This is a genomic window from Bacteroides sp. (assembly GCF_052357945.1).
GTDB lineage: Bacteria > Bacteroidota > Bacteroidia > Bacteroidales > Bacteroidaceae > Bacteroides.
The window spans coordinates 1-14,805 of the sequence record NZ_DAWCXD010000121.1; the positions used below are offsets into that span (position 1 = coordinate 1).

Here is a 14,805-nt window from a genome sequence, read left to right on the forward strand (position 1 = left end):
AGTGCAATACTAACCGAAGCAAAGAGAACAAGTTTCTTTTTCATGTTATTCATTTTAAGTGATTGTTTTTAGAAGTTTTGTACTGATGCAAAAGTAGGCGAACTATTTTATTTTTAATGATACGAATGTTGAAAAGGACATTGAAACAGATTTTAGACTATTAGTTTTGTTGAAAAAACTATTAATTTTGTCAAGTATGTCCTTTTAAAGTGGATTTCAGCCCTATATTTTATCATTTGAATGAAATCTTTTTCCTTTCACCTGCATTGAAATGAGTCTTTCTTATCATATCTTTGTAGACAATATTAGTGGTTTGTTCATACGGGCTAGTGACGTATACTACAGTTATTTTACCTTTTTCCCATTCCATATCTACAGTAAATCCTCCTCTTGCTTTTAAGCCTTTTATATTTCCTTTTTTCCATGTAGGAGGTAAAGCAGGAAGTAGATGGATATTTCCCTTATGGCTTTGTAATAGCATTTCAGCAATACCGGCTGTTGCTCCAAAATTTCCATCGATCTGAAAGGGTAGTGCGTTTAACAGATTACGGTATAAACCTCCTTGATTTTCAGCTTTAGTGTCAGAATCAACATAATTGATTAGATTACTTAATGCTTCATAAGCTTTTAAAGAATCGTACAAACGAGACCAAAGAGAAATTTTCCATGCCATGCTCCATCCAGTTGTTTTATTGCCGCGGGCGTTTAGAGATTTTCGTGCGGCATCGAAGAGTTCTGGAGTATTATCTGTAATATCGCATCCAGGATATAATCCGAAGAGATGTGATACATGCCGATGCTGGGGCTCATTCTCCATATATTCTTTATCCCATTCCAAAAGTTGCCCTTTACTACCGATCTGATATTTCTTCAATTTGTTTACTTTTTGGGTTAATTCTGCACAGAATAGAGGGTCTGTCTGAAGTATTTTTGATGCATTTATTGTATTTGAAAACAAAGAACGGATAATTGCTATATCCATTGTGCTTCCCTCGCATACAGATGCAGAAATACCATCTGGCATAAGATAAGCATTTTCAGGGGAAGTACTGACTGGGGTTACCAATTCTCCTTCACTGTTTTCTACCAGCCATTCCGAGCAGAATGTTGCTGATCCTTTTAGTATAGGATAGTATTTCTTCAGGAAGTCTATGTCTTTGGTATATAAATAATGTTCCCATATATGATTACATAACCAAGGGCCGGACATATTCCAAAAGAACCAGTATACAAATCCGTCTGATGGATAGGCTTCTCTCCATATTGAAATGTTATGGTGGACAGCCCAACCATTCAAACCATACATATCGCGTGCCAGATTTTTTCCTTTATCTGCAATTTCTTCTATGAGTTTGAATAATGGTTGATGGCATTCAGACAGATTAGTGACTTCTGCCGGCCAGTAATTCATTTCCAGGTTGATATTCAGAGTGTATCCCGAATTCCATGGAGGCAATACCTCGTTATTCCACAATCCTTGCAGGTTTAGAGGTTGTCCTTCCCCACGTGAACCGGCTATCATTAAATATCGTCCGAATTGAAATAGTTGTGTGATAAGTGTTTGATCCTCTTTTTTCTTGAAGAATTTTAGTCGTTGGTCTGTAGGTGTATTTTTTAGTTGTTTGTTCGTATGAAGGTTGAAAGATACCCGCTTAAATAAAGACTGATAATCAGTAATATGTTCTTCTTTTAGCTTTTTATACGAGTGCTTTTCGCTTATTTTTCTATAATTATTAATTTCTTGGTGTGGGTTCTTACCTTCCTTACTCGGACTTTTGTGTAGTCCATTGTAACTGGTAGCAGCATATAATACCAATGTAACCTCGCTGCAATCTTGCGCAATGAATTGGTTGTTCTCTATCACTAACTTCCCATCTTTATGGCTTGAAAGGAGACATGCTTCGAAAAAGGTACCTTTTCCACCCAGTTCATTTCCATAAATTACTTGCTTTTTTTGTATGACATGTCCCGTTTGGTCAAAGTATTCCGGATGCAATCGTTGAGTATTGAAACGCTTCATGTGTTCTATATCTCTTCGTTGGGCATGTGCAGGAGCTTGTCCTTTCAGATAAATAGCTTGCGAGTCGGAATCTAGGGTTACAGGATGCGGTGATTTTAAATGGGCAGTGAAATTCAATACTGGTTTAGAAGCACTAAGGTGAATAATGATGGCCTGTGCCGGATACGAAGCGAATACTTCTCTTCTTATTGCTATGCCATTTTGTTTATAAGAAGTAGTGACAATAGAGTTATTCATATCCAACGAATGGATGTAATCAGTGATCGCTCCTTTGGAAGCGAATTCTATATAAAGATCTCCAAAAGGCTGGTAAGCTTCATTAAGTCTGCCGATCCATTTTTGTTGTATGATATTTCCCGCTTCTGTATTTTTTCCTTCGTTAAACAGTTGACGTATATGCCCAAGATCAGATGCTACATTTATATCCTTTGGTGTTTCAGGTTCCCCACTATAGAGAGTGTTTTCATTGAACTGTATTCTTTCTTTTTGGGGTTCTCCAAAAATCATGGCTCCAAGACGACCATTGCCTACAGGTAATGCTTCTTCCCATACTTTTGCAGGTGATTTATACCATAATGTCAGGTCACTCTGAGCATTAGAATCTAATATATAAAAGCAAATAAGCAGTAATGTTATTAATCTATGTTTCATATCAGATATTGGTTTGATGTAATAAAAGAGTGTAGTTTTCTCCCCGGATAGTGGAGATGGTTACATAAGTTTTATCTTTCTCTTTGTCATGAGATACCTTTATCGACTTTTGAAGGCATTTAACATTATATATTCCATTGATTGTTAATTGTGTATTGAAAGCTTTTTCTTCCTGTACAACATCTTCTTCGGTTAGTAAACCCATGTGTGCACGTGATGCTCTCCGCATATCCGGTTCGCAGATGGAAAGTCTGAAAGAATCGTTCTCTTCTTCTTTTTCTAATATGTAAGAGAGAGGAATATTTACTTGAGTAACCAGTTGTTCGGTATATGTTTTCAGAGGGTTGAATAAGGCACCACAAATGATACCTGCCGTTTTGTGACGAATGATATGTGCATCATTATCCTGAGCTACTATCTCTATCGGACTATGATTTGATAAAAGTCTTTTAGCTGTTTTTTTATCTTTTTGCTTTAGTATGTAGTATTGGTATTTAGCGTCTATAGCTGGTGCTCCATGTTCTATATAGGCTCTTGTGTGGGTTCCCTCGCAAAGAGTCCGTACAGCTCCTCCTTTTACTACATACATGAGTGAAGGATCTGTGAGAATATACCCTTCATCTATTCTTTCTTTACTTGTGTTTTTATCAAATGATTGAAATAATGTTGTAATTGTAGGGTATCTTTTGTCTTTGGTTTGGATATCTGATCCCAGACAGAGCAAAAAGTCTTCAAATACAAAAACGGACTTGTTGGCCCGGAAGGAATTGTCATAAGTAATATCATGCATTCTGAAAGAAAACATTGCGCTTTTTTTAGAACCATGGATACCCGTGAGGAATGTCTCGTCTGAAAAATTGCGATGCCCGGAACTTGATCCGCCTTTATCTTGCAATACATATTCCGGTAATACTTTTGTAGTAGCCCCAGGGATATAGTTCCAGTCGAAATCACTCTCTTCCGGATTGAAAGACTTATATTTATTCTTTAAATCAAAATATTCTATTTGACCATAGGATAAATAACGTCCCTTTGTGTTTTCTGTTGCTGAAGACTCAAAATCCCAAATATAGCGGCTGAATCCTTTTATGTTGAAATGGAATAAACTGTCTTTGGCAATCAATAGACCGGAGTAAGGCATAAACAATGTCCCATTGACTTTTTCTTCTTTGGAAATGGAAGTAGATGCCAATTGGGTTAATAATTCAATTTCTCCTACTGTGCTGGTATATGCGAGGTTGGAGTTTACATTACTTACGTAGTTTGTTATAGCTTGTCTATTGCTACCAGACTCCAGAATTCGTTTAAAAGCAGCTGTTAATTCCTTGTCTGGTTCCTTATATGATAAAGATACATAAGCAAATGCAGGTAACAGTGTTTCTAAAATTTGTTGTCCTTTGGGGAAACGCCCTACGGTTCCGGCAGGTACATTTAAACCTGCACAGAAGAAACGAAAAGTTAATAAGCTTTGTTTCAGATTATGTAAAGTTGATTCGGATAATGCATAAGGAGTGTCATGTAATAAGTAGGCTATTAATGCTCCTGCATAAAGTGCATGAGGATAATAGGCACTATTATAGGGTCCTCTATGATGATAACCGGAAAAGTCTGGTTTGAATGTTCCGAAAAATCCGGGAGCTATTCCTAAAGCATTATCCATATAATTTTTAAACGCGGTCAGTGCGACTTGCTTTTTCTGTTTATCGTTAATAGATAATGCATAAATGAGTTTGGGAATAGCCAGTGCCCGTAGATTATCTGCTACCTCTCCGGCATTTGCCGGAGTTTGATAGCATGTACCAAACATTGTAAACCAGTTTAAAGTTTGAAGTTCACGTTCCAATAACTCGGGAGAAAGTTGCTCTTTTAACAGAAAAAAAGAGTGGAAATAGCCGGAACTTCGTAGTTTCTCAAAGCATAAAGTCCCCATCCCGCTACCGTCTGCCCAGCCTTGATCGTTGAACCAGTCATAAATATAAAGCACTTTTTTTAGACTCTGAACGTTTTGATTTTTTCGATAGTCAAGTGCCAATGGAAGCAGTATGTTTTCATTAATCGTACGGAATTTCTTCAATTGTTGTCCTTCTATAGTAGTAGGGGCACCCATTGGAAACAGGGGTTCTGCTTTGGGGGTATTGTCTTCATTATATTGTATCTTAATTTTCTGCGCAGCTTTGAGACCGGTTCGGATAAATACTTCTTCATTGTCTTCTCTCATCTTTATCCATTTGTCTGATGATTGTTGTCCGCTTCCGAGATACCATGTCGTAAGTCTGTCTGCGATAATCTTTATTTGTTGATCTTCAGCAGTAATAATTTTCTTTACTTGAGGTGTGGTGTTTCTGTAGCTTACGAAATCAGAGACTAAACTATAATCCTTACGGTTAACCTTATATTGCGCATCTGACATATTTTGCCAGGAAACTTTTGGTGTGAATTCTAAAAAATCAATGAAAATGACCCCTTCTTTTGTCTCTTGTGGGAATTGCATTTCAACAGACTTTATATTACTCTTGGGTGACATATTCATATCTCCTTGAAATTTGGCCCAAATACACCGCCAGCCTTTAAAATTGAGTAGGAAAGGAAATCGGCAGACTTCTTTTTCATTAGTATCTTTGAATGAGAAAATTAGATGTTCATTGATGGGAAATTTGTTATAAATCCAGACATTAATCCCTCCGTTTTTATTTTGGCAAGCTTCAGAAATTCCGGACGGTGATTGAAGGGTAAGGATTGCTCCTTGTTTCCAGTTGATTTGGAGTGATTGGTTACCTAATTTGTATTTTTCAGCAGAGATATTAAGCGTACCTTTATTTATGCTCCAATCTTCGGGGATTTTGTTATCCTCAAATGAATAGATTTGAGAAAAAGCAGATTGGCTGGTAATAAATGATACAAGAAGAGCGATTATACAAATATTCTTTTTCATGATATATGGAAGGTGAGGGGATAAATGAATAATTTTGATGAAAGCGTTACAGGAAAAAAGAGCTTTTTCTCTGTAACGCTTTCATTACTATATGGAGGTACAATTAGTTACCATCCAGGGTTTTGATTAAACTGAGTACACAAGTCCATCTCTTGTTGTGGTATAGGAAGTAACTCGTTTTTGTTCTTCTTGGTGTAGTCAACACATACATAATATTCATCGCCACCACTATACCAGTTTACCAAGTCTTGAGCTGTCTGTTTGATGCTTTCGTAGTAAATTCCCCAACGAACCAAATCTTGTCGGCGGTGTCCTTCGAATGCCAATTCATAAGCCCGTTCATTACGTACGGCTTTTTGGAATTCTTCATAAGACATACCGGATAAATCCGATTTACTGTTGTCTGTATCTACCGGAAGCCCGAAGCCACGTCTACGTACCATATTAATGGCTCTATATGCATCATCTGTCGGACCTTGTTTCCATTCATTCAAGGCTTCTGCGTATAGAAGTAATACATCAGCATAGCGCAATATATACCAGTTGATGTTGGAAAGATTGGCATCGATCAGGTAGTTGGCACTATTAACGTAGTTTTCTGTATCCCATTTTCTCGGACATACATTATCAACGTATGATTTCTTCAATGCATCTTTAGCATCATCTTTGATGGCGTCTTCAATATTACCACTATTGTTTATCACAATCTTCACTCCATCTTCACCGGTATTAGTATCCTTACCATATTTATAATCCGCAAAAGACAATTCCCATCTCTTATCGCTTTCACGATCTTTCCAGTCGCGTAAAAAGGTAGGAATGACACGCCAGTTGCCAGCATTACGAACGCCTCTAATACCACTTGCTTGTACTCCGTTCCATTTTCCTATACGTCCGCAAGGATCATTGGCTGATACTCCGGTAACAGTAGGAGCATAGAAACTTACTTCAATCAAGCTTTCTTCTTCATCCCAAACGCCATTACAGGTATTTTTCCATAATTGTTCGTAGTCATCGAGTAAATGATGTTTGCCGGACTCAACTAGAATTTTTGCAGTTTTTGCAGCATCTTCCCATTTGCTTGTATCATGAACGGGATAACCTGCCCAAGTGGCATATACTTTGGTTAACAATCCTAATGCCGCACCTTTGGAAAGGCGGAAGCTATTATCGGAACGTATATTATCATCTATTGCATATGGCAGATTATCAATGGCATATTGCAAATCAGCTTCTATAAATTTATATACATCTGCAGGATCAGCTTGTGTGAAAGTAGATGGATGTTGTCTGGACTGTTCTGTATTAGTAATCAATGCTACATGTCCGAACCAGCGGACTACTTCGAAATAGTATAGGGCACGTAGACAACGTGCTTCCGCCATATAAACTGCTGCCTTTTTATAATTAGTTTCGTCATAGGTACCTATTTTTTGCTGCAAAGTTTCGATAAAATCGTTTGCACTATAGATAGCATTGTATAGGTTTGCCCATGTAGTTGCGATTTCAGTTTGGGAACTGGTATAAGCGTTTGATGGAATAAGACGAAGTCCATCAGTACTATTACCCGTTACTTTAGCAATGTCGCTGGGGATGGTGAAATAAAGCGATAAATGGAAACCATATATGCCATCCTGAACCATATTACGATATACACCCAAAAGCACATTTTCTGCTTCTGTTGCATTATTCATATAGTTTCCTTTCTCAATCTCTGTATAGCTGGTTTCATCTAGCGAACAGGATGAAACTGCGATTGCACAAGCTAATGTGCACAAGTAGTATTTGAAATTTTTCATTGTCTTTTTCTGTTTAGAATTGAACTTCTACACCAAATGTAAATACTCTGCTCTTAGGATAAGCTCCCCAGTCAAACCCGGGCATAAGTGGGCTGCTTTTCATGTTCACTTCCGGGTCATAGCCGCTATATTTAGTCAGACAGAATAGATTCTGTGCCGTACCGTATACACGCAGACGGTTAATGTATGCTTTTCTTGTCCATTTATTGGGGAAAGTATATCCCAATGTGATATTCTTTAAGCGTAAGAATGAACCGTCTTCGATGAAGCGTGAGTATAATTCATATTTCACATACCCTTTAGCAGAAGGAACGCGATTGGAAGCATGAGTCGGAGTCCATCGGTCAGCTACTTCTGCCAGTTGGTTACTGCGTTCGTCTTGCGATTGTGTATTAAACATACGGGTCGCATTATAAATATCATTACCATATTGGAACTGGAGCATGAAACTGAAATCAATGTTTTTGTAATTGAAGGTGTTGGTGATACCTCCATACCAGTCTGGCTGACCATTTCCAATAGTTGTACGGTCATCTGTTGTAATGACACCGTCTCCATCTATATCTTTATATTTCACCATACCTGGTTCAACTGTTTTTCCTGCATGTTGGCTTATGTCTGCAATTCCAGGTTTCAGTTGCATTGTTCCATCAGGTAACATGTTGAAGTCAGATGTTTGATATACTCCATCGAAAACATATCCATACATTTGTCCAAGAGAAGAACCCACAATTGAAATATAGTCATTTCCATTGAAGTTACTGTTGAATTTAGTTGCCGACTGTATGTATGATGTTCCGTCTTGCAATGCTTTCAATGTATTTTTAATGAACGAAATATTGAAATCGGTCTGCCATAAGAAATTGCGGGTTCTGATGTTAGTAGAATTGATGTTCAATTCAATACCCTTATTCTCTATTTTACCAATATTCTGCCATTGAGAATTGAATCCGGTTACATAAGCTAATTTTTGTTCAAGTAACAGGTCTTTTGTGTTTTTTAGAAAGAAATCAGCTGTCAGATTCAGGCGATTTTCAAAAAGACCTACATCAATACCTAAGTTAGCGGTAGTAGAACCTTCCCACTTCAGATCTTTGTTTGCCAACTGTTTAGGATTTAGTACTGTAACCAGTTGTTGACCTACTCCATATTTGCTTGATGTATACAAGTCCATTGACAAATAGTTTGTGATACGGTCATTTCCTACTGTACCCCATCCAAGACGAAGTTTTAAATTTGATATTGGAGTGATATTTCTCATGAACTTCTCTTCAGATATACGCCATGCAGCAGAGAATGATGGGAAATATCCCCATTTGTTTTTTGCAGAGAATACGGTAGAACCATCAGCACGAATTGTTGCTGTAAATAGATAACGGTTATCAAAGTTGTAATTTCCACGTGCAAAGAATGATAATAGCTTTTTATCGCTTCTTGAAGTGGATACACTACTAGGGGTAGCTCCGATTCCAAGGTTATCGTTACCAAGATTTTCAAATGGAAAATCTTTAGCTTGTCCATATAAAAGTTCAGAGCTTCTGAATGCGAACTCATGTCCCAACATAACATCAAATGAGTTTTTCTTATTGATTTTATGTTTGTAAGTTAATGTATTACTGCTCTGCCAACGCAAGTCTTTCTGCATTTGTGTAGAACCATAAACACCTCCACTACGGTATGCCTGACTTGACTCTGCGCCATAGAAGATATCTCTCCTTGTATTAGTTGTATTGTAAGTCGCTGCGGCTTTGAAAGTGAGATTCTTCATCAACTGAATACTTAATGAGGCATTAGCTCCCCACAATTCTGCTTGTCTCCAGTCTTTTACAGCTTCTGCTTGTTTAATCGGATTGATTTGTGAGTAAGTTGCGTTTTCACTTAATTCCAATGGGTCAAAAACGGAGTTCAACAGCTCTTCGTTAGTAACACTATTACCTCCTGTAGGACGGAAACGCAAAATGTTGGATAGCATATTCAGTGTTCCTCCTGTTCCTGAAGTACCGATACCTTCTTTTACAGTATTTGCATAGTTGATAGTAGCATCGAAAGTAATAAATTTATTAATCTTTTGATTGATACGTAATTTAGCTGAATTCTTTTTATAACCACTATTCTTAAAAATACCATTTTCATCGAAATGTGAGAATGAAGCAGCATATTTAGTTTCTTTTGTACCTCCACTGATACTAAAATCATGGTTTTGAGACCAAGTCGGTTTGAAAGATTCGCCTTGCCAGTCGATACCCGGGTCGGTCAGATAGTCTTCCAGTGTTTGATGACGGTAGGGATTTCCATCAGAATCATTTCCTTCCTGATAGTAAGTTGTACCATATTTAGTTGGATTGAGTTCCACCTGTAATGCTACAAACTCGTATGTACTAAGCATATCCAGTTTCTTTGGAATGTTGCGATAAGTGGCAGAACCGTTATAAGTAATGACAGGTTTTCCTTCCTTACCGGATTTGGTTGTAACCAAAACAACACCGTTGGCTGCACGTGCACCATAAATAGCAGAAGCGGAAGCATCTTTTAAAACTTCAACTGATTCGATATCAGAGTTTGCAAGATAATCAATATCACCAACTTCAAAACCATCGACAATATAAAGTGGGGAAGAGTCTCCATTTACCGTGCCGACACCACGAATCTTGATGTCAAAACCTGAACCGGGAGTACCATCCGATTGAGTGATTTGCACACCTGCAATTTGACCTCCAAGAGCTTCCACTACGGAACCTGTTTTGAAACCTTCTATGGATTTAGCTGCAACAGAAGAAACGGAGCCAGTCAGGTCGCTTTTTTTCATGCTACCGTAGCCAACCACAATGACTTCGTCTAGCATTGCATTGTCAGGTTCCATTTTGATATTCAGGTTTTTGGTACCTTTTATTTTAATCTCCTGATTCTTATAACCAATATAGCTGATAATTAATGTTGCATTATTATTGGCTTTAATAGAGAATTTTCCATCAAAATCTGTAACTACCCCTTTTTGAGAGTTTTTCACTTGAACTGTTGCTCCGATTAGCGGAGTATCCGTTTCGTCGATAACCACACCGTTTACAGTGATTTCCTGGCCAAACGCAGTGATTGCAATCAAGAGAGCTAAGAGGGTAAGATACCCTCTTTTGCTCAATGTATTAAAGTTTATATTGTACATATTTATATTAGATTTAAATTAGAAACTTTCATCAAACCAAATAGCTAATGGGAATATCTGGTTTTTGGTTGTATCGTCATTTGCAAGGTCTTTCTGTGTACCGTCAGTGACGAAAGACATTCTTCCGATAAATACACCATTGGCATATACTCCTTCCATATCTTTCCATTTGCCCGGATTGATAACAACAGATAAATCTTTGTTATTAACATATCCCAAAGCTTGGTTCGTGTTTTGAGAATTGTCATAGTAAGACATAGGACCTCTGGCATTATAATTAGGCGTTTTTCCTATTGTATTATAATATGTTGTCCATAAGCCATACATGAAACTACCTGCAGTTGATTGTTTTCCGTCAACATGATCTCCTATGAAGCTGTAATAATAGAAATCTCTACGATAGTCCATCAGGAATTTGGTGTAGTCTGTATAAGGTGAACCACTTAATTTTACTACTGGAGCTGGCGTCGTACCACCCTTAGCAGGATTCATTTTCACAGCGAATGGAGTATATTCAACGAATATATCGTTCTTGTCTTTGTTTTGTCGTATAAAGACAGGTACAGTTTTGGAGACAGCCTCTTCACCTTCACCTACTGTTGCAGTGACAAAGAGCACACTAACACCATAATTACTATTCCACTTATTTTCACTAAATGAAAGTTCTCCTGTTTCTGAAATAGTAGTACCACTTAATGCGGTTGTGTTTTGTATCTTAACTTCCCATTTAACCGGACGTCCTTCTGGAATATCTGTTTTCGGAGTTAATTTTGCAGCCAAGAGTGTCGCTTTTTTATCATAATCAAATTGATCTGCATAATTCTCTTCAGGAGTAAGTCCCAAATTGTTTCCATAGCGTATGAATGTAAAACTATTAGGATTTTTGGAAATATTCAATGTGAAGGTCGCTGTTTGCTCACTCTTGTTGTTCTTGGCTTTTACTGTAATAGTGTATGTAGCTACCTCTATTGAATTACCCTTCTTAGCCGAAATAGCACCAGTTACCGGATCTATATTCAGTTTATCGGTCAATCGGGAGTCCAAATCAACGAATGAGTATGTAAGTTCGTCTCCATCCACATCTTCCGGAGTAAATTCAAATGCTACACCTTGTACCTTTTCTTGATTAGCATATTGAAGCTTGGTGATAGGATTGATAAATGCCACTATATTAATAACAAAAGGAGTTTCATCGAAATCTTTGCTACCGTATTGATTAGTTGCTGTAACGACTACACTATAACTATTGTCGATCTCCAGTCCATTGTTACCAGCAAGTGTAATAACACCGGTTTGTTCATCTATAGTGATGGCAGATGTTTCAGGTGAAATAGATTTAATCTTATATGTCAGTCCATCTGTCGATCCTTTAAGAGTGGGTACGCTAGATGTAAATGCTTCATCTTTTTCCACTTTCACAGAACTGGGATTATATGTTAGCGTGAGAGGACTGGAAATGATTTTGAATGTAACTGCATTCTCATAAATACCGGCTCCTGCCTCTGTTGTTAACTTCAGGTTCAATACGTATTTACCAGGGAGTATTTCTCCTTCGTACTTGTCATTAACCGTGATTTTTCCGGTTTTGGAAATGGCAAAGTATTCTTTTCCTTCTTCTTGGATGATTTCATACTTGCTAATGTGTACATGGGTTCCTTCTTCTGTCTTTACCTGAGCACTGGCTGATTCTTTATGAATGTCTGCAAAATCAACTGTAACTTCACTAGGATCTACCGATATACCATCTGGAACCGGTGCCAGCATATTCACTGTTATTATATCCTTGAATTCATAATACTTGCCGTTAGATATACAAGATATGCTAATGCAATAAGTACCAACAGGTAAATTATCAGTATCAGTTAGCTTTATGGCTCCTGTGCTTGGATCTGAAATCTGAAAGCTACTCGTTTCATATACTTCTCCATTGAGGGTAACACGAGTAATAGCAAAGTCTGAGGGAGTACCTCCGATGTAAGTAGGCCCGGACATATTAAAATTCATAGAGGGACCTATGTCAGTAACGCCGGCATAGTAGATCGCAAACTTCGTAGAGTCCGTAGTCTCAGGATCTGTACAAGAGATGCCTGTGATACATAACCCTATTGCCATTAAGATTGCAAAGAATCTTGAAGTCAGGTTTTGTAAATTAGATTTCATTGTTCTTAGATATATTAATTAAATTATAATGTATAGGATAACTCATACTTTTGTCCATCGATAGTAACTTCAACTGCGGCACCATTTTCATGGAATGTACCTGCGCTTGTTTCTGTATTATCTATGAATTTGGCATCAATATTTATCTTTTCAAAATCAGCTTCTGTTTTGAATGGATAAATCACAGTGATGAAACGTGCTGCGCCATTTTCAGGTTTTGTGATATTTACCCGATAAAATCTGCGTTGGGTCTTTTCTTCTATTTTATTCGAAGTATAGGCGGTGCTATTGGTAGCACTGTAACCTGTCTTAGTTTCAACAAATGTTCTGAATAGCATATTGTTGTTATCTGTAAATAAGGTATGAGCTCCATATTGGTAGTTTGCACTTTCATCGTCAATCGCTACGTCTTTGGTGTCCGGGCATAAATTAAAGCTCAAATTCACAGAAGGAGTGGAACCTTCTCCATAACCTTCATCTACAAGAACAAAGAAGGTCTTGTCTACAAAGAACACAGCACGGCGATGTGTTAAATCACTATAAGATTTATTTTCTGTAACGAGAATATTAGTACCTTTTTTAGTTTCTTGTTTCAAAAATTTTCCACTCATATAACCTTTTGCTATATCCTTTTCTTCTCTTGTCATTGTATTATGCATCTTTGTTGCTGCAAATGCTGCACGATCGGCATTGCTGGATGATGTTCCTCCGTATGTGTATACCCCTGCGTCCGGGCAGAAATTCCGACCGTTCCGGTAAAGCCCGAATGTTCCATTATCAGCTTGGCAGTGCCATTTGTTTTCCGGATTATTGTTATTCTTCAGAATCATCATGGTTGCATTGCTTTCCCATCCGCTACGTAGCATATAATATCCCGAAGCATCATAGATTTGGACCAGTTCTGTAGGTTTCGTCCCTTGTTTTCCTTCAGTTGCCATCCATTGTATTTCTTTATCATCAGGAAACATTTCCATATATTTCTTGAAGTTTTTCAGTAATACGTTTTTAGTCCATGAAACAGAACGCGTGTCGTTGAAATTATCTATAGTGTAGTTGGGATAAATAATATCCACTACGAAACGGGCGGCTTTCTTAAGGAGTTCTGTATAATTAGAAGGAAACAAACTAAGTTTGTTATTCAATTGGGCCAGTTTATAAATACTATATAAGTCATTAACAACTCCTATATGATAACTGGGATCTAATTCTACCTGTACTCCATCTGCAAGAAATTGTGCTGTTACTTGCTCGCTGATTTTTAATGAACCTTCATTCAACCATTCTGTGGCGTTCTTGAATTCTGGCATTAACATTCCTGCAGTTGTAACAGCTTGTACTTGAGTTACGTAGATATTACTTCCATCCGTGAAATAATTCTTGCGAATACATTCCACTTCATCTGCCAATGCAGTTAGGAAAGTAGAAAGCCATTCGGGAGTAAAATTCGTTGATTGGATGAAATGAGGCATAATATTAATCTGGTCCAATACCCTTTCAGCAGGTTGAAGCCCATACCACTGCACGGCATCTTTATCTACGGTACCTTCGGGGCAGGGGAATGTATTTAACCAATCATTATATACTGTTATCCAAGAAGAAATGTAATTCTCATTCTGATTGACTCTGTATGCTTTGGCTTGGGGAAGCATCCATTGGTGACGATGGATTTGTGATTTAAATTCCTGATCTGTCATTCCACTAGGGATATAACTCCAGTCTATTTTTCCATCTTTTTTAAATGAATAATAAACCTCATTTCCATTAGCATCTACTGACTCTTTGAAATTGCGCACATAAAAACGACTATCCAATGCTTGATCTGCTATATTTTGCTCAAAAGCTGTTATTGATGGATTAATCAGATTTATATTGGGATTGTTGATATCGGATCTGTTCCGATAATATTTTAATAATTCATATGCAGCATAGTAATATTCGTTTGCTTCATAATATGATTTTACTTTTTCCAATCCTGGATAATCAAGGTTGATTACTTCAAAAAGCCTTGCGTTAAGTACATCATTCGGTTTATTATTAGGAAGTGACTCAATGTTTCCTCCTTCTCCTGCCCCCAGAATATTTT

Annotated in this window: 6 protein-coding genes; all 6 read right to left on the minus strand. The window is 37.5% G+C overall.

Features of this window, described 5'->3' with window-relative positions; translation table 11 throughout:
- Positions 1–232 precede the first annotated feature (232 nt).
- Positions 233–2,671, minus strand: coding sequence for a glycoside hydrolase family 95 protein (locus ACT8YW_RS17645; protein WP_444106473.1), 2,439 nt, complete (start codon positions 2,669–2,671; stop codon positions 233–235).
- A 1-nt stretch (position 2,672) separates the two neighbouring features.
- Positions 2,673–5,603: a chondroitinase family polysaccharide lyase gene (locus ACT8YW_RS17650; RefSeq protein ID WP_444106475.1), complete on the minus strand. Its 2,931-nt coding sequence runs from the start codon at positions 5,601–5,603 to the stop codon at positions 2,673–2,675.
- Between the two features lie 107 nt (positions 5,604–5,710).
- Entirely contained in the window at positions 5,711–7,402 is a 1,692-nt protein-coding gene (locus ACT8YW_RS17655) for a RagB/SusD family nutrient uptake outer membrane protein (RefSeq protein ID WP_444106477.1), read from the minus strand.
- A gap of 13 nt (positions 7,403–7,415) precedes the next feature.
- The gene (locus tag ACT8YW_RS17660) at positions 7,416–10,562 is read right to left on the minus strand and encodes a SusC/RagA family TonB-linked outer membrane protein (RefSeq protein WP_444106479.1); all 3,147 of its coding nucleotides are present in this window, start codon (positions 10,560–10,562) and stop codon (positions 7,416–7,418) included.
- A gap of 18 nt (positions 10,563–10,580) precedes the next feature.
- Complete coding sequence (locus tag ACT8YW_RS17665; protein ID WP_444106481.1) at positions 10,581–12,722, minus strand: surface glycan-binding family protein; 2,142 nt, start codon at positions 12,720–12,722, stop codon at positions 10,581–10,583.
- Positions 12,723–12,745: 23 nt separating this feature from the next.
- Positions 12,746–14,800, minus strand: a complete 2,055-nt coding sequence (hepC, locus tag ACT8YW_RS17670) for a heparin-sulfate lyase HepC (protein WP_444106483.1) — start codon at positions 14,798–14,800, stop codon at positions 12,746–12,748.
- Positions 14,801–14,805 lie beyond the last annotated feature (5 nt).

Excerpts from the sequence above, each read along its gene's own strand:
- ACT8YW_RS17660 (WP_444106479.1), bottom strand. The coding sequence starts at position 10,562 with ATGTACAATATAAACTTTAATACATTGAGCAAAAGAGGGTATCTTACC.
- ACT8YW_RS17655 (WP_444106477.1), bottom strand. The coding sequence starts at position 7,402 with ATGAAAAATTTCAAATACTACTTGTGCACATTAGCTTGTGCAATCGCA.
- ACT8YW_RS17645 (WP_444106473.1), bottom strand. The coding sequence starts at position 2,671 with ATGAAACATAGATTAATAACATTACTGCTTATTTGCTTTTATATATTA.
- ACT8YW_RS17665 (WP_444106481.1), bottom strand. The coding sequence starts at position 12,722 with ATGAAATCTAATTTACAAAACCTGACTTCAAGATTCTTTGCAATCTTA.
- ACT8YW_RS17650 (WP_444106475.1), bottom strand. The coding sequence starts at position 5,603 with ATGAAAAAGAATATTTGTATAATCGCTCTTCTTGTATCATTTATTACC.